Below are 16038 nucleotides of genomic sequence, written 5' to 3'. Positions count from 1 at the left end.
TCACCTTTCCAATGTTGGTTGCGCGACCAGCTTAGCATTGACATCGACCTCGCCACACCCTAGCTTTCCAAATATTGGTTATTAGACCAACTTTGGAGATCATGATGAATTCCTTCGCTGAAAAACTGGTGGCCGGGGCCACTGCTGCGTCGGCCTCGGTCGAGCTACCGCTGGGTGACCGGGTGCGGTGTGTCCTGGTCCACGGGTTTCTTTCGGCCAGCGAGTGCGAGGCATTGATAGAAGCCACGGAGCAGCGCGGGTTCGCCAGCGCAGGGTCGGACTACCCGTCCTCCTACCGCGATAATGACCGGATCGTGGCAGACGACCCAGCTCTGGCCGGACGACTATTTGAACGTTTGAAGCACTGCGCCTCGCGGATGCCGAGGCTCGGGACGGTGATCGATGAGGACGGCTGGCGTCTGGTCGGCATCAATGAGCGGCTGCGCTTCTGCCGCTACCGGCCCGGAACCCAGTTCCGCGCCCATCAGGATGGTGTACACCACCGCCAGCACCAACAGTCACGCCTGACCTTCATGATTTATCTTAACGACGATGCATTCAGCGGCGGAGAGACCGTGTTTTTCGAGGGACGGTCCGCAGCCATGTCGAACCGGGATTCCACGCTCAGGCTGCGCCCCCGAAAGGGCAGCCTGATCGTATTCGACCACACCCTCTGGCACGCCGGCGCCTTAGTGGACGCTGGCCAAAAATACGTCATGCGCAGTGACCTGATGTACGAGCCACAGCAATCCTTGCACGTCGACGGCCCCTTCCAGCCGGGCCACCGCGGTTACGTATGGGCGCTTGCCGACCTTGGCGACAGGGGCTTTGCAAGTGCCGGGCGTGACGCAACCATCCGGCTGTGGGATCACGAGGGCCGGTGCCTGGGCCAGCTTGACGGACATACACAATCCATTCTGGGTCTGGTGGACGTGGCGCCCGGCGAGCTTGTTTCTCACTCGCGGGATCGAACAGTCCGGCATTGGTCCTTGGCGACCGGCAAGTCAAGGTTGGTCGGCACATCGGATTCGGCCGTCCTGTCCTCGGCAAAGTTAGGCGCTGGCCGCTTCGTAACCGGGGCTGCTGACGGTCGCGTGACAGTCTGGAACCTGGCGACAGGTGCCACGGACAGACGTCAGGCCCACGCCTGCTGGGTCTGGGCGATCGCGCCTACGGCCAAGGGTGGTTTCGCCACCGCATCGGAGGATGGAACCGTCAGGCTGTGGCAACCCGAGGAGCGGGACTGCGTACAAGTGCTCGATCTGGGCCGCCCCCTGAGAACGCTGGCGAGCTGGATCGACGCCAATGGCAGCGTCACCTTGGCCGTTGGTGATCTCGACAGCGCGGTGCACCTGCTAGCGACCGAACCGATGCTGGCGCTCCTGGATTGCCTTGCCGCTCATGACGGGCCTGTCCGACGCGTGCGCTTCGAGGCGCGACACATGCTGCTGACCTGCGGCGAGGACGGATTCGTCAAGCGCTGGAACCTGCCCTCACGGCAAGGGGTGAGCATCGGCTCACACGACAACTTTGCAACCGATGTGCTCCCCACCCGCTCCGGTGGCTGGATCAGCTGTGGGTATGACGGCCGGATATTGGTGCATGGCGACAAGGGTTAGGACGCCCTACTCCTGCGCTACCCAATACCCGTGCTTTCGAGCGCACATACCGCAGTGATACCCGAAGCGCCCAGCCCGCGAAAAGACGCAACGTAAATAGCGGCATTTTGATGGCAACCACTGGGGCCCGATGTTTATGATGCAACCTATGCTCGGGGCGACAATCTTGGCGATACGCCCATGAACAGCTGGAAATGCCTGCATGAAGATTGCGACACGGATCAAGCCCCTCGATATCACCGGAACGCTTGCGAGTGCCGCCTTCAAAAGCACATCACTGGAGCCTGATTGGACATTTACCCCACTGGAACTCATCTTATTGTTGGTCGAGGTCTCTATACCCACCACGGGATTTTTGTCGGCAGAAATCGCGTGATCCACTATTCCGGTATGGGCTCGGGTCTTCATAAGGGATGTATCGAGTCGACCTCTCTTGAAGCCTTCCTGCAAAACAAGAAAGCGCGAATCAAGACCTACAAAAAGGTCTACTTCCGCGGGCCCGAAATCTGTCGTCGGGCGCGCTCCAGGCTGGGCGAGGATGAATACAATCTTCTGTTCAACAATTGAGAGCATTTTGCCACCTGGTGCGCCACCGACCGGCACTCCAGCGAACAGATCAACGCCGCGACCGAACGCCTGAGTAGCAACCTCGTAACCCATCTGCTGATGCGCCAAGTAGCAAAGCAAACGGCCGAACAAACGACCAAGGTTCTACTCACTAAAGCGGGGACCTCGGCCGCAGGCAAAATACTGGCCGGCCAGGTAACCAAGACCGCAGCCAATCACGTAGCACGATCATTGGCTGGACAGGCCCTGGCCAAGGGTGCAGTCAGCACCGTTGCCGGTTTCGCGGCTACGGGTGGAGTTTCCAGCATGACGGCTGTGGGATTGAGCACAGTCGGTATCGTCGGAGGCACAGCCCTTGCCCCGGCGGTGGCAACAGCAGCCGTCGCAGTAGGCGCGGCCTATGTGGTCAGTAGCATCTGGGATTTGGTTACGGACTGGTGGTAAGTCGTTGAGACCTCGGCAAAGGCCTGCCCCCTCCAGTAAAAAAGCGACGCATTGCGTCGCCTTTTTCGTATTTTCAGAACTCAACCGGGGTGTACGCAGGATCAGCCATGCCCCATGGTTCTCTCACCCAAGGCGTGCAGCAGATTGCAGCCATCGCTAGGCAAGTTGCATCGACCGGTTGCATCCGCAGCCAGAAGCGGTCAATCAAAGAATCTACAAAGTGAGAGCCATTCAGACACCATCTCGAGCGCATTGTGGACGTTGGGGCGGTATAAGACGCAGAAAGCTTGAGGGTTAAAAACCCACAAAATCACATTAATCTTCACAAGAAAAAATAGGCACAACGTGGAAGATACTTCTGATTTTACCGAAACCGAATTCATTTCCTTCGTCAGAAACATACGGGTGGTCAACAAGGGCGGGACGGACGATGAGCTGGGTGAGTTGCTTGAAAAGTTCAGCAAGCTCTCAGGCCATCCAGATGGCTATGACCTGATTTTCCACCCTGAACCCGGTGCGGATAACTCCGCCGAGGGTGTTACTAAGACAGTGAAGGAATGGCGGAAAGCCCAGGGGCTGCCGGGGTTCAAGAACGACTGATTGCAGCGCTTACCCACATAAAGAGACACGCTCATAATTAAAAACAGCCAATAGCGGACGTTTAGGGTAGAGAAATAAATCTGTCCGTGTTTCTTGGGGCGACCACTCCAGTTCAGCTTTCATGTAGAAACGCGGGTTTCGATTTTTACTTGGGCTCTTCACACCGCCTGGGCCGGAAGCAGACAACTGTCGAGATGGGATTCGGTAGCCGAGTTAAAGGGCCTCCTTGCCTTTCTGCGCCTTTGGCCAACAGGTCGCTGGTATGATCCGCGTCCGGAGCCGCCTGCTGGAGGCGGTGTGTTTGAGCACAGGAAGTCCCATGAAAAGAATGCTGTTCGGTGTGTGCCTGCTATCACTGGCCGGTTGTGTCAGCTCGCCCGATACCTCCTTCACCCAGGCCACCCCAGGTTGCAAAGCGGCCACCGCTGAGGTCAATGGGAAACCGGTCACCACGCAGTTCTGCATCAAGACCATCGCCTTCAAACCCTCACAATACCGAGTCACTGTTAACGACCAGGTGCTGTTCACCGGTACCGACTACCAACGCGTCGCCTTTACCAAAACCATCAAGGAAGGTCCGGCCAAGGGCACATGCAACGAGCTGATCGAGTTGCAGGGCTCCGGCTCGACAACAGTGCCATTGAACGAGTTGCCCACCGAATTGGTGGCAGGCTGCCGAATTACGGCAGACGCGGCCGGTAACTCCCAAGCCTTTAGCAAAGACGACGCCTGTGACAAGGTGTTCTACAAGTCGCTGGCGCCGTTGCTGGGCAAGGTGATGCCGGCTGAAGTGGCCCGCCAATGCAGCGTGACGGTGGACGAGCAGACCGTGTTTGACCAACGTTTCAACTTTTAGAAAAAAGCACTGGAGCAGAGGGGCAGATTGACTTTCTCTGCTCTAGCCGATAGCAATCGGCACAAAACAGCGTTAACCGTCGAACAATGGCTAAGAAATCTGATCACCTATCACTACGATAGATACTCCGAACGTTACGCTAGATAGCCGGGTAAGCTCAGCCAATGCCCGCAAAGGGGCAGGCAAGTCGTAAAGTCTTAATGGATTCAGTGGACGGTATTGCAGCTCATATCCGTTCAAGGCTTGGTGTGCATCGCGATGAACGTCCGACCAGTCGTATGCAAACAATCCACGTTTGGCAAAGGCAACGAAAGCGTTTGCGCTAGACATGGAGGTGACCAGACTTACATCGGACACCTCCGGCAATGAACAGACCCATTCTTCGGAGTGCTCGACGGAGGGAATTGCGGAGTCAGGAATCGGCCCCGGACCAGCCGTAGTGAAAAGCGCAACCTGCCCGATGGCATCAGTGGCGATCCATCCAACATCAAAGCCCTGAAGATCGTGGAGAGTAACCATTGGCACCTACTTAGAAAAAAGAGGCTAGTTGATTTTTAAACCCTAGTTTCCCAGATCTGAGTGTGTAAAAGCGCGTCGACGAATTGCCAAGTCGGGAAGAAATGCGACGATATTATCTCCCCGCTCCAAATGTCCGATCCTGGCCGATTGCGGCCTGTCACGAACGGTAGAAATCGGCCAAATGCAGTCATTGAGTATCAAGAGGCGGTTCAGTAGAACCGCGGCCTGTAGATCCTTTTGCGTTCTTCAGTTCAATGCAGTGGCCTTTTTTTCAACTAGCCCAGCTCCCACTACCAGCATTTCAGGCAAGCTTTTTCTATCTTCGTCTGATGCAGCGCCGATATGAACATCACCTTTCCACAGCTCCCCAGCTACAACTCTAAGATCTAGGTCTGTCTGAGTGCTTCTTAAATCCTCGTGCCCAACGTAGTGCCAGCGTTTTTTTTGAATAGGTGCTTTTGATGTGTAAAGCAGGAGATCAAATCTGTCAGGTAACTCGTCCGAAAGTCTTTGTTCAGTAGAAAAAAATTTATATATTCCAAGCAAAATGGTGTCTTTGTATCGCTCTGATACATACAAAACCTTAGCTGGCTTAAATCCTCCTTCTACAGAGATCAATACGATGTCACCAGCTATCGTTTTCTTGAGTTTCACAGTCCGAGTCTCTTCAAAGTTTCATTAAATAACTGATCGGTACCGGTTAGCGACGGCCCGTCTTCGGCCGTCGCTATGCATGGTCAAACCTCAGTCTGCTTCGTCCTCTCCAGGGCGTCATCGGTCTCAATACCCAGATATCGAACGGTGCTCTCCAGCGTTGTATGGCCGAGCAGCAGTTGAACCGCCCGCAGGCTCTTTGTCCTGCGACTTGAAGCCTTACTCGGATGGCCGAGATTTCTCTCAGGATGCCGTTGAGTCGATAGCAGCCCCTTCTGCACTCGACCAGAAACTAGCGTTGGAAAACGCTACAACGAATGGCAGCCCACCCCTACCCCTGCGCCACCCAGTACCAAACCGCTCCCCCCTCAAACGCCGGCATCACTTCCCCCTGCGCAAAGTAGCGCCGCGACTCCGGCGCCGCCGGGGTAAACCAATAACCGGCTTTGCTGCAGGACTGCCCCGCCACCACCGGCGCTACATGTTTCGGGTGACTTGGCTGAAGATTTCTCGCATAGGCCAGCAGATCCTTGGGATAGACCCTGTGCTCGACCCCGCTGTCATCAAGGCCATACAGAAAGGCAATGGCAGCCGCCTCGAACGCCCAATACCCGCAATAGCTGCCCTCGTCCCCTTGCAGGTGGCTGTCGTGCCAGGGTGCCTGTTCGAACGCGGGGTACCAGTCGTCACAGTACTGCTGCAGAAGGTCGCTGGCCTCGGTCGGGTCGTCGGCGTAGATGGCTTGTATCAGCGGTGTGTAGACGTCGTGGTACCAGTCATCGACGTCATATCGGTCGGGCAGCAGTTTGCACAGCAGGTCTTCGTAGAGGGTGTCGTCCCCGGCGTAACCCGCGGGGTCGATCAGGGCCACGAAGCGTTGGAGCAGGTCGGTGCGGTGCAGCAGGATGCACAGGCTGAACACCTGGACGCACTCTTGGTACTGGTCGAGCCAGTCGTCGATCGCCAAGGGGGTGATGTTCGGAATCTGGTTGTACTGGGCCAGTTGTCTTTGCAGGTGTTCGTAACTGTCCACCAGGGTTTCCAGCAGGGGAATCAGCAGGTCGATGCTGTGGCCGGCGGTATAGCGGATGAGGATTTCCTTGAAGATCCACTTCTGGAAATGCCGGGCCCTGAGGGACTTTTCCTGTGCTTCGGAGTCGGACTCAAAGGTGTTTTCGGCAAAGAACTCCACGCTGTGCTGGTAGTTGCTGAAGAAGTTCGCAAGGCGCGCTGCGCTGAGGAATGCTTGTCGTCTGTCCTTGATCATGGGTCTTCCTTGTCTGAACGGCGCCCGCTCCAGGCGTTGCCGGCAAGCGCGGCAACGCGCAGTCACCGGTCCAAAAAACAAAGCCCGCGACACAAGGCGCAGGCTGGATAGGGTTGCAACAGGTCGAGCCGGATCAGTTACCCGGCCCCTTAGAAGTTCGCCGGGGTGTTGGCGCTGATGATTTCCGCCTCATCCTGGCCAATGTTGCGGAAGCTGTGGGGCAAGGTGGTGGGGAAGTAATAGCCATCCCCCGGGTTGAGCACGCTGACTTGCCCGTCCACGGTCAACTCCACGGTGCCGCGGGTCACCAGGCCGCACTCCTCGCCTTCGGAATGCACGATGGCTTCTTCGCCGGAGCTGGCGCCGGGGGCGTATTGCTCGCGCAGAAAGCGCATCTGCCGGTTGGCCACCGGGGCGCCGATCATCAACAGGCGCAGGCCGTCGCGACCGAGGTCGGGCTGTTCGTTGGCGCGGAACACGTATTGGTGCTCACGGGGCGGCTGGTCGAAGGTGAAGAAGTCGGCCAGGGACATGGGGATGCCTTCCAGCAGCTTTTTCAGGGAGCTGACGGAGGGGCTGACGCGGTTCTGTTCGATCAGGGAGATGGTGGCATTGGTTACGCCGCTACGACGGGCCAGCTCGCGCTGGGAGAGTTTGTAGCTTTCGCGAACGAGTTTGAGTCGGGTGCCCGTGTCCATAACAGCCTTATGTGAGAAGTACTTAAGGGTATTTTTGCGGCGGTTGGGTCGCGAACGTCGCGATTTGGCTGCCCTGGAGCCTGAAAAAGCGGCTATTTAAACATGTTTGACAGGCAAGCTGTAAAGACTGGCGATGGGCGTGAAGGCCGGGTGATGGAGTGCCGGTTTTCTGGGGCTTTGCGGGGCTTTTCCTGGAGTGGGTCAAGGGCCGGAGCTTCGCGAGCAAGCTCGCTCCTACAGGAGTGGGGGCTGTAGGAGCGAGGTGGCGTCAGATGCCGAAGCGGTCGCGCAGGGCGTAGTACGCGGCGCCCATGGCGGTCAACGGGGCCTGGAAGGTGCGCCCGCCGATCATCGGCATGTGCGGCAGGGAGGCGAAGGCGTTGAAGCGCTCGGCGTCGCCGCGGATCATTTCGGCAATCAGCTTGCCCGCCAGGTGCGAACAGGTGACGCCGTGACCGCTGTAGCCCTGCATGTAGTAGGCGTTCTTTTCGATACGGCCGAATTGCGGCATGCGCGACATGGTCAGCAGGAAATTGCCGGTCCAGCGGTAGTCGATCTTCACGTCCTTGAGCTGGGGGAAGGTCTTGAGGATCTTCGGCCGGATCAGTTGCTCGATGTCGTCCGGCTCCCGGGCGCCGTAGACCACGCCGCCGCCGTACAGCAGGCGGTTGTCGCCGGTCAGGCGGAAGTAGTCCAGCAGGTAGTTGCAGTCTTCCACACAGTAGTTGTTGGCGATCAGGCTGCGGGCCAGTTGTTCCGGCAACTGCTCGGTAACCACGATCTGCGAACCGCAGGGCATACTCTTGCGGGTCACGCGGGGGTCGAGGTCTTGCTGCAGGTAGGCGTTGCCGGCGATCAGCAGGTACTTGGCCCGCACCACGCCTTTGGCGGTACGCACCACGTTGGGTTCGCCGTAGGTGATTTCCACCGCCGCCGATTGTTCGAAGATCTTGCCCCCCAGGCCGATGATGGCGCTGGCTTCGCCCAGGGCCAGGTTCAGCGGGTGGATGTGGCCGCCCTGCATGTCCAGCAGGCCGCCGATGTAGTTCTTGGTGCCGACTTCGCGGTCGATCTGCGCCTTGTCGAGCATCTTCAGGTTGTTATTGCCCAGGCGCTCCCAGTTGCGCTTCTGTTCCGCCAGGCCCTTGAGCTGCTTGTTGTTCAGGGCGGCGAAGATGCCACCGGGGCGGTAGTCGCACTGGATGTCGTAGTGCTGGATGCGCTGGCGGATGATGTCGGCGCCTTCGAAGATCATGCTGCCGAGCACTTCGGCGCTTTTTTCGCCGTAGCGTTCTTCGATCACGTCCACGTCGCGGCTGTAGGAGTTGACCAGTTGCCCGCCGTTGCGCCCGCTGGCGCCGAAGCCGACCTTGGCCGCTTCCAGCACGGTGACGCTGTAGCCGGCTTCCGCCAGGAACAAGGCCGAGGACAGGCCGGTGTAGCCGGCGCCGATCACGCAGACGTCGCACTCCACCAACTCTTCGAGTTGCGGGTAGTCGGTGTTCTGGTTGCGGGTCGCCGCGTAGTAGCTGTTCACGTAGGTTTGCATGAGAAATTCCCCAGCGGGTACGGGCCCGGGCCCGCCGCCGCTGTTGTTATAAGAGTTAGAGCTTGATCCAGGTCGCTTTGAGCTCGGTGTATTTGTCGAAGGCGTGCAACGACTTGTCGCGGCCATTGCCGGACTGTTTGAAGCCGCCGAACGGCGCGGTCATGTCGCCGCCGTCGTACTGGTTGACCCACACACTGCCGGCCCGCAGGCCACGGGCGAAACGGTGGGCGCGGCTGAGGTTGGCGGTCCAGACCCCGGCCGCCAGGCCGAAGATGCTGTCGTTGGCGATCTGCAGCGCTTCTTCTTCGGTATCGAAACTGATGACCGACAGCACCGGGCCGAAGATTTCTTCCCGGGCGATGGTCATGGCGTTGGTCACGCCGTCGAAGATCGTCGGCTCGACATACAGGCCGCCAGTGCTTTCCAGGGTGCGGACACCGCCGGCCAGCAGTTGCCCGCCCTGCTCCTTGCCGATGTCGATGTAACGCAGCACGTTCTCCAGCTGGCGCTGGTCCACTACCGCGCCGACCCGGGTCTCGGGGTCGAGGGCGTGGCCCGGTTTCCAGCCCTTGAGGGCCTCCACCAGCAGCGGGATGAACTGCTCGCGGATCGAGCGCTGCACCAGCAGGCGCGAGCCGGCGGTGCAGACTTCGCCCTGGTTGAAGGCGATGGCTGCGGCCGCCGCCTCGGCGGCTTCGCGCAGGTCCGGGGCATCGGCAAACACCACGTTGGGGCTCTTGCCACCGGCTTCCAGCCACACCCGCTTCATGTTGCTCTCGCCGGCATACACCAGCAGTTGCTTGCCCACGGCAGTGGAGCCAGTGAAGGCCAGCACGTCCACATCCATGTGCAGGGCCAGGGCCTTGCCGACGGTGTGGCCGTAACCCGGCAGGACGTTGAACACGCCCTTGGGGATGCCGGCGTCCAGGGCCAGCTGGGCGATGCGGATCGCGGTCAACGGCGACTTTTCCGACGGCTTGAGAATGAACGAGTTGCCCGCCGCCAGGGCCGGGGCGAATTTCCAGCTGGCCATGATCAGCGGGAAATTCCACGGCACGATGGCCGCTACCACGCCTGCCGGTTCCCGGGTCACCAGGCCCAGCTGGTCGTGGGGCGTGGCCGCCACTTCGTCGTAGAGCTTGTCGATGGCTTCGGCGTTCCAGCGGATGGCGTTGGCCGTGGCCGGAATGTCGATGGCCATGGAGTCGCCAATCGGCTTGCCCATGTCCAGGGTTTCCAGGAGCGCCAGTTCTTCCTGGTGCTCAAGGATCAGTTCGGCAAAGCGCGTGAGGATGCGCTTGCGCTCGGCCGGGGCCTTGCCCGACCAGACGCCACTGTTGAACGCCTGGCGCGCCACCGCCACCGCACGATCGGCATCGGCCTGATCGGTGCTGGCAACGTTGGCCAGGAAGCGCCCGTCCACCGGGCTCAGGCATTCAAAGGTGGCACCGCTGGCGGCGGCGCAGTACTGGCCGTCGATAAAGGCACGGCCTTCAAGGCTGAGGGACTGGAAGTGCTGCTCCCAGTCGCTGCGGGATTTAGTCATGGCAAATACTCAACGCAGGAAGTGACACGGTCATCAGACCGTGTGCAGGTACCAGTTGTATTCCAGGTCGGAGATGGAGTTTTCGAACTCCGCCAACTCGCTTTCCTTACAGGCCACGAACACGTCGATGTACATCGGGTCGATGTACTTGGCCATCACTTCGCTGTCGTCCAGTACGCGCAGGGCGTCCCGCAGGTTGGTGGGCAGGCTTTGTTCGTTCTGCTCGTAGGAGTTGCCTTCAACCGGCGCGCCCGGGTCGATCTTGTTGGTCAGGCCGTGGTGAATGCCCGCCAGCACCGAAGCCATCAGCAGGTAAGGGTTGGCGTCGGCGCCAGCCACCCGGTGCTCGATGCGCACCGCATCGGCAGAACCGGTGGGTACGCGCACGGCCACGGTGCGGTTGTCGATGCCCCAGGTCGGCGAGTTCGGCACGTAGAACTGCGCACCGAAACGGCGATAGGAGTTGACGTTGGGGCACAGGAAGGCCATCTGCTGCGGCAGGGTGTCGAGCACGCCGCCGATGGCATGGCGCAGGGCTTCGTTGGTCTCTGGGTCTTCGCTGGCGAAGATGTTGTTGCCCTGTTTGTCGAGGATCGAGATGTGCACATGCAGGCCGTTGCCCGCCTGGCCCGGGTAGGGCTTGGCCATGAAGGTGGTGTCCATTTCATGGTCGTAGGCGATGTTCTTTACCAGGCGCTTGAGCAGTACTGCGTAGTCACAGGCCTTGATCGGGTCGCTGACGTGGTGCAGGTTGACTTCGAACTGCGCCGGGGCGCTTTCCTTGACGATGGCGTCGGCCGGAATGCCCTGCTCTTTCGCGCCTTCGAGGATGTCTTGCAGGCAGTCGACGTACTCGTCGAGGTCGTCGATCAGGTAGACCTGGGTGGAATGCGGACGCTTGCCGGAGATCGGCGAACGGGGCGACTGCGGACGGCCGTTCACGTTGTCCTGGTCGATCAGGTAGAACTCCAGTTCAAAGGCCGCGCAGATGGTCAGGCCCATCTCATCGAACTTGCTCACCACCTGGCGCAGCACTTCGCGGGGGTCGGCGAAGAACGGCTGGCCTTCGATCTCGTGCATGGTCATCAGCAGTTGCGCGGTGGGGCGCTTCTGCCAGGGCTCGACGCTCAGGGTGCCGGGGATCGGGTAGCAGATGCGGTCGGCATCACCGATGTCCAGGCCCAGGCCGGTGCTTTCCACCGTGGAACCGTTGATATCCAGGGCAAACAGCGAGGCGGGCAGGTTGATGCCCTTCTCATAGACCTTGTGCAGCGCGGTGCGCTCGATGCGCTTGCCGCGCACCACACCGTTCATGTCTGCAATCAGCAGATCGACGTAGAGAACCTCGGGGTGTTTTTTCAGGAAGGCATTGGCTTCATTGAGTTGAATGGCACGCGGGGGGACCGACATGATGCACCTATTGTGTTAATTATTATGTTCACTGCTGTGACACGCCAGCAGTCAACCCGAAAGAAAAACCGGAGTCAATAGCCAACAGCAGCCACCATTCGTCAATTATTTTGCCTCACTAAAGGTCGATACGCCGCGCAATCCGCGCCGCCTGCGGGTTTCAAGCAGATAATGTTTAGAATTTTTTACATGGAAGTTGTTAATTAAAATCAACGAGGATAAGCTCTGGAAAAACTCGTTCCAGCGTGAATTTCGAGGTGATAAAAATGGCATTCAAGCCATTGATCGGCGTTACTGCGTGCGTCAAAGAGATCGGCCTGCACCCCTACCACGTCAGCGGCGACAAGTACTTGCGTGCTGTCAGCGTCGCGGCCGAGGGCCTGCCCCTGATCATTCCTTCCCTGGCGGATCTGATCGACATCGACGATCTGCTGCGGCAAGTGGATGGGCTGCTGTTTACCGGCTCGCCATCCAATGTCGAACCCTTCCATTACCAAGGCACTCCCAGCGAGCCGGGCACCGCCCACGACCCGCAGCGCGATGCCACCACCCTGCCCCTGCTGCGCGCGGCGATTGCCGCCGGCGTGCCGGTGCTCGGCATCTGCCGCGGCTTCCAGGAAATGAACGTGGCCTTCGGCGGCAGCCTGCACCAGAAGGTGCATGAACTGCCGGGCTACATGGACCACCGCGAAGCCGACGATCCACGCATCGAAGTGCAGTACGCCCCGGCGCACCCGGTGGCGATCCAGCCCGGCGGTGTGTTCGAGGCCATGGGCCTGGGCGGCGAGATCCAGGTCAACTCGATCCACAGCCAGGGCGTCGACCGCCTGGCCCCCGGCCTGCGGGTCGAGGCCGTGGCCCCGGACGGCCTGATCGAGGCGCTGTCGGTGGAACACAGCAAGGCCTTCGCCTTCGGCGTGCAGTGGCACCCGGAATGGCAGGTGCTGTCGAACCCGGCCTACCTACGGATCTTCCAGGCCTTTGGCGACGCCTGCCGGCAACGGGCCGCACAACGGCGCTGAACCACCGGCCGCGGCCACAACCCAGACGATTCATCACGCCCTGCCCCGCGGCGAGCGCGCCTGTGCGCGCCCGTCGTCCAGCGTGAGCAACACACGGCAAGACCACAACAACAAATAGCGTCAGGCCGCCAGGGAGGCAGCGCCGAATCAGCCCGCACTCACTGCGGGCTGGCAATCAACCTTTAGGCCCGGCCGAATTGATCGGGCTGCTGACACCTGTTGGGAGTTTCACATGGCAAACGCCTCCAGCACTTACCGCAAGGCCCTCGAAGGCACTCCGAGCCCGCAGAAGGTCCTGGTCAAGATCGACCGCGTGACCAAGAAGTTCGATGAAACCGTGGCCGTGGACGATGTGTCCCTGGAGATCCACCAAGGCGAGATCTTTGCCCTGCTGGGCGGTTCCGGCTCCGGCAAATCCACCCTGCTGCGCATGCTCGCCGGCTTCGAACGCCCCACCGAAGGCCGCATCCTGCTGGATGGCGTGGACATCACCGACATGCCGCCCTACGAGCGGCCGATCAACATGATGTTCCAGTCCTACGCCCTGTTCCCCCACATGACCGTGGCCCAGAACATCGCCTTCGGCCTCAAGCAGGACCGCCTGCCGGCCAGCGAGATCGACGCCCGGGTCGAGGAAATGCTCAAGCTGGTGCACATGACCCAGTACGCCAAGCGCAAGCCGCACCAGCTCTCCGGTGGCCAGCGCCAGCGCGTGGCCCTGGCCCGCTCCCTGGCCAAGCGCCCCAAGCTGCTCTTGCTGGACGAACCCATGGGCGCCCTGGACAAGAAGCTGCGCTCGCAGATGCAACTGGAACTGGTGGAGATCATCGAGCGCGTGGGCGTGACCTGCGTGATGGTGACCCACGACCAGGAAGAGGCCATGACCATGGCCCAGCGCATCGCCATCATGCACCTGGGCTGGATCGCCCAGACCGGCAGCCCGGTGGACATCTACGAAGCGCCGGTGAGCCGCCTGGTGTGCGAATTCATCGGCAACGTCAACGCCTTCGACGGCACTGTTACCGAAGACCTGGAAGGCTACGCCATCATCGACTGCGCGGACCTCGAGCAGCAGATCTACGTCGGCCACGGGGTCAGCACCTCGGTGCAGGACAAGTCGGTGACCTACGCCATCCGCCCGGAAAAGATGCTGGTCACCACCCTCAAGCCCGATGCCCGCTACAACTGGTCCAAGGGCAAGGTGCATGACATCGCCTACCTGGGCGGCCACTCGGTGTTCTACGTCGAGCTGCCTGGCGGCAAGATTGTCCAGTCGTTCATGGCCAACGCCGAGCGTCGCGGCTCGCGGCCAACCTGGGATGACGAAGTCTACGTCTGGTGGGAAGACGACAGCGGCGTGGTACTGCGAGCATGAGTACATCGACCATGAGCACTTTCAATCAGAAGCTGTTCCGTATGCTGCCCAGCGGTCGCAAGCTGGTGATCGGCATTCCTTTCCTCTGGCTGTTCCTGTTCTTCATGCTGCCGTTCTTCCTGGTGATGAAGATCAGCTTCTCGGAAGCGGCCCTGGCGATTCCGCCCTACTCGGAGATCTACAGCTACGCCGAACAGAAATTCCAGCTGCTGCTGAACCTCGGCAACTACGCCATGCTGGCCGGCGACGAGCTGTATTTCTCGGCCTACCTGGGTTCGCTGAAGGTGGCCCTGCTGAGCACCCTGATGTGCCTGGTGGTGGTTTTCCCCATGGCCTATGCCATCTCCAAGGCCAGCAAGGAGGCGCAGAACGTCTTGCTGCTGCTGATCATGATGCCGACCTGGACCGCGATCCTGATCCGCGTCTACGCCTGGATGGGCATCCTCAGCAACAACGGCCTGCTCAACAGCTTCCTGATGTGGACCGGGCTGATCAGCCAGCCGCTGGAAATCCTCAATACCAACACCGCGGTGTACATCGGTGTGGTCTACGCCTACCTGCCGTTCATGGTGCTGCCGCTGTACGCCAACCTGGTCAAGCATGACCAGAGCCTGCTGGAAGCCGCTTCGGACCTGGGTTCGAGCAACTTCAACAACTTCTGGAAAATCACCGTGCCCCTGGCCAAGAACGGCATCATTGCCGGCTGCATGCTGGTGTTCATCCCGGTGGTGGGTGAGTTCGTGATTCCGGAACTCTTGGGCGGCCCGGAAACCCTGATGATTGGCCGCGTGCTATGGCAGGAATTCTTCAACAACCGTGACTGGCCGGTGGCCTCCGCCCTGGCGGTGGTGATGCTGGCGATCCTGATTATCCCGATCTTGCTGTTCAACCGCAGCCAGGCCAAAGAGATGGAGGCACGGGCATGAAACGCTTCGAATTTTCCAAACTGATGCTGGTGCTGGGCCTGCTGTTCATCTACCTGCCGATGCTGATCCTGGTGATCTACTCGTTCAACGCCTCCAAGCTGGTGACAGTGTGGGGCGGCTGGTCGATCAAGTGGTACGTCGGCCTGCTGGACAACCAGCAACTGATGGGCTCGGTAATGCGCTCCCTGGAGATCGCCTGCTACACCGCCATTGCCGCGGTGGCCCTGGGCACCCTGGCGGCCTTCGTGCTGACCCGGGTCACCCGCTTCAAGGGCCGCACGCTGTTCGGCGGCCTGGTCACCGCGCCGCTGGTGATGCCGGAAGTGATCACCGGCCTGTCCTTGCTGCTGCTGTTCGTGGCCATGGCGCAATTGATCGGCTGGCCCATGGAGCGCGGCATCGTCACCATCTGGATCGCCCACACCACATTCTGCGCAGCCTATGTAGCCGTGGTAGTCTCCGCGCGCCTGCGGGAGCTGGACCTGTCCATCGAAGAAGCAGCCATGGACCTGGGAGCGCGACCGTTCAAGGTGTTCTTCCTGATCACCATCCCGATGATCGCGCCGTCACTGGCGGCCGGCGGCATGATGTCCTTCGCCCTGTCCCTGGATGACCTGGTACTGGCCAGCTTCGTTTCCGGCCCGGGTTCCACCACCTTGCCGATGGAAGTGTTCTCGGCGGTGCGCCTGGGGGTCAAGCCGGAAATCAACGCCGTGGCCAGCCTGATCCTGCTGGCGGTGTCCCTGGTGACCTTCCTGGTCTGGTACTTTGGCCGCCGCGCCGAAGCGGCCCGCAAGCGGGCGATCCAGGAGGCCATGGACTTCACCGCCAACGAATCCTGGCAGCCACCGGCAGCGAAAAAACCTGCGGTACGAACACCTGCGACGGCCTAATCGCCTCTTCGCCAGCAAGCAGGCTCCTACGGATAACCCAAACCTGTAGGAGCCAGCTTGCTGGCGAAAAAGGCTCACCCCGAACCCTCGAGT

General features: G+C 60.2%; 14 protein-coding genes. 7 read left to right on the top strand and 7 right to left on the bottom strand.

Translation table 11 applies throughout. The annotated features are described in order from the left end of the window. Nucleotides 1-104 precede the first annotated feature (104 nt). Nucleotides 105-1619, top strand: coding sequence for a 2OG-Fe(II) oxygenase (locus KI242_RS12555; RefSeq protein ID WP_212806215.1), 1515 nt, complete (start codon nucleotides 105-107; stop codon nucleotides 1617-1619). 6 nt (nucleotides 1620-1625) lie between these two features. Here the strand turns inward: KI242_RS12555 and KI242_RS31760 are convergent, their stop codons facing one another. Beyond that, the gene (locus KI242_RS31760; protein WP_244868190.1) at nucleotides 1626-2279 is read right to left on the bottom strand and encodes a hypothetical protein; all 654 of its coding nucleotides are present in this window, start codon (nucleotides 2277-2279) and stop codon (nucleotides 1626-1628) included. A gap of 696 nt (nucleotides 2280-2975) precedes the next feature. Between KI242_RS31760 and KI242_RS12545 the strand changes: the two genes are divergently transcribed. Then, nucleotides 2976-3230, top strand: coding sequence for a bacteriocin immunity protein (locus KI242_RS12545; RefSeq protein WP_053157707.1), 255 nt, complete (start codon nucleotides 2976-2978; stop codon nucleotides 3228-3230). Between the two features lie 319 nt (nucleotides 3231-3549). Further along, entirely contained in the window at nucleotides 3550-4086 is a 537-nt protein-coding gene (locus tag KI242_RS12540) for a hypothetical protein (protein WP_212806213.1), read from the top strand. A 765-nt stretch (nucleotides 4087-4851) separates the two neighbouring features. Here KI242_RS12540 and KI242_RS12535 read toward each other — a convergent pair. The 6 genes from KI242_RS12535 to KI242_RS12505 all read right to left on the bottom strand — a co-directional run bounded on the left by KI242_RS12535 (nucleotide 4852) and on the right by KI242_RS12505 (nucleotide 11729). After that, entirely contained in the window at nucleotides 4852-5259 is a 408-nt protein-coding gene (locus KI242_RS12535) for a hypothetical protein (RefSeq protein WP_212806212.1), read from the bottom strand. A 331-nt stretch (nucleotides 5260-5590) separates the two neighbouring features. Beyond that, nucleotides 5591-6526 carry a PoNe immunity protein domain-containing protein gene (locus KI242_RS12525; RefSeq protein ID WP_212806211.1) on the bottom strand — a complete coding sequence of 312 codons (936 nt, stop codon included), beginning with the start codon at nucleotides 6524-6526 and terminating at the stop codon, nucleotides 5591-5593. A 149-nt stretch (nucleotides 6527-6675) separates the two neighbouring features. Further along, on the bottom strand, nucleotides 6676-7224 hold the full coding sequence (locus tag KI242_RS12520) for a cupin domain-containing protein (RefSeq protein WP_015635120.1): 549 nt from the start codon (nucleotides 7222-7224) through the stop codon (nucleotides 6676-6678). A 268-nt stretch (nucleotides 7225-7492) separates the two neighbouring features. Further along, on the bottom strand, nucleotides 7493-8773 hold the full coding sequence (locus KI242_RS12515) for an FAD-binding oxidoreductase (protein WP_053157697.1): 1281 nt from the start codon (nucleotides 8771-8773) through the stop codon (nucleotides 7493-7495). A 55-nt stretch (nucleotides 8774-8828) separates the two neighbouring features. Further along, nucleotides 8829-10319 carry an aldehyde dehydrogenase gene (locus KI242_RS12510; RefSeq protein ID WP_152686109.1) on the bottom strand — a complete coding sequence of 497 codons (1491 nt, stop codon included), beginning with the start codon at nucleotides 10317-10319 and terminating at the stop codon, nucleotides 8829-8831. 33 nt (nucleotides 10320-10352) lie between these two features. Further along, nucleotides 10353-11729 carry a glutamine synthetase family protein gene (locus KI242_RS12505; RefSeq protein ID WP_011060639.1) on the bottom strand — a complete coding sequence of 459 codons (1377 nt, stop codon included), beginning with the start codon at nucleotides 11727-11729 and terminating at the stop codon, nucleotides 10353-10355. Nucleotides 11730-11995: 266 nt separating this feature from the next. Between KI242_RS12505 and KI242_RS12500 the strand changes: the two genes are divergently transcribed. The 4 genes from KI242_RS12500 (at nucleotide 11996) to KI242_RS12485 (ending at nucleotide 15945) form a co-directional block, all read left to right on the top strand. Continuing rightward, nucleotides 11996-12751 carry a gamma-glutamyl-gamma-aminobutyrate hydrolase family protein gene (locus KI242_RS12500; protein WP_011060638.1) on the top strand — a complete coding sequence of 252 codons (756 nt, stop codon included), beginning with the start codon at nucleotides 11996-11998 and terminating at the stop codon, nucleotides 12749-12751. Nucleotides 12752-12983: 232 nt separating this feature from the next. Further along, nucleotides 12984-14126, top strand: coding sequence for a polyamine ABC transporter ATP-binding protein (gene potA, locus KI242_RS12495; RefSeq protein WP_011060637.1), 1143 nt, complete (start codon nucleotides 12984-12986; stop codon nucleotides 14124-14126). A gap of 44 nt (nucleotides 14127-14170) precedes the next feature. Continuing rightward, nucleotides 14171-15052 carry an ABC transporter permease subunit gene (locus KI242_RS12490; RefSeq protein WP_212806377.1) on the top strand — a complete coding sequence of 294 codons (882 nt, stop codon included), beginning with the start codon at nucleotides 14171-14173 and terminating at the stop codon, nucleotides 15050-15052. Further along, nucleotides 15049-15945 carry an ABC transporter permease subunit gene (locus tag KI242_RS12485; RefSeq protein WP_011060635.1) on the top strand — a complete coding sequence of 299 codons (897 nt, stop codon included), beginning with the start codon at nucleotides 15049-15051 and terminating at the stop codon, nucleotides 15943-15945. The genes KI242_RS12490 and KI242_RS12485 overlap by 4 nt, the downstream gene beginning before the upstream one ends. Nucleotides 15946-16038: the final 93 nt, after the last annotated feature.

Source organism: Pseudomonas sp. Eqa60 (assembly GCF_018326405.1).
GTDB lineage: Bacteria > Pseudomonadota > Gammaproteobacteria > Pseudomonadales > Pseudomonadaceae > Aquipseudomonas > Aquipseudomonas protegens.
This window is presented reverse-complemented; position numbering and strand designations above follow the sequence as displayed.

What these genes read in the sequence shown, in the direction of transcription:
- KI242_RS12555 (WP_212806215.1), top strand. Translation starts at nt 105, where the DNA reads ATGAATTCCTTCGCTGAAAAACTGGTGGCCGGGGCCACTGCTGCGTCG.
- KI242_RS31760 (WP_244868190.1), bottom strand. Translation starts at nt 2,279, where the DNA reads ATGGGTTACGAGGTTGCTACTCAGGCGTTCGGTCGCGGCGTTGATCTG.
- KI242_RS12540 (WP_212806213.1), top strand. Translation starts at nt 3,550, where the DNA reads ATGAAAAGAATGCTGTTCGGTGTGTGCCTGCTATCACTGGCCGGTTGT.
- KI242_RS12525 (WP_212806211.1), bottom strand. Translation starts at nt 6,526, where the DNA reads ATGATCAAGGACAGACGACAAGCATTCCTCAGCGCAGCGCGCCTTGCG.
- KI242_RS12520 (WP_015635120.1), bottom strand. Translation starts at nt 7,224, where the DNA reads ATGGACACGGGCACCCGACTCAAACTCGTTCGCGAAAGCTACAAACTC.
- KI242_RS12515 (WP_053157697.1), bottom strand. Translation starts at nt 8,773, where the DNA reads ATGCAAACCTACGTGAACAGCTACTACGCGGCGACCCGCAACCAGAAC.
- KI242_RS12510 (WP_152686109.1), bottom strand. Translation starts at nt 10,319, where the DNA reads ATGACTAAATCCCGCAGCGACTGGGAGCAGCACTTCCAGTCCCTCAGC.
- KI242_RS12505 (WP_011060639.1), bottom strand. Translation starts at nt 11,729, where the DNA reads ATGTCGGTCCCCCCGCGTGCCATTCAACTCAATGAAGCCAATGCCTTC.
- KI242_RS12500 (WP_011060638.1), top strand. Translation starts at nt 11,996, where the DNA reads ATGGCATTCAAGCCATTGATCGGCGTTACTGCGTGCGTCAAAGAGATC.
- potA (WP_011060637.1), top strand. Translation starts at nt 12,984, where the DNA reads ATGGCAAACGCCTCCAGCACTTACCGCAAGGCCCTCGAAGGCACTCCG.
- KI242_RS12485 (WP_011060635.1), top strand. Translation starts at nt 15,049, where the DNA reads ATGAAACGCTTCGAATTTTCCAAACTGATGCTGGTGCTGGGCCTGCTG.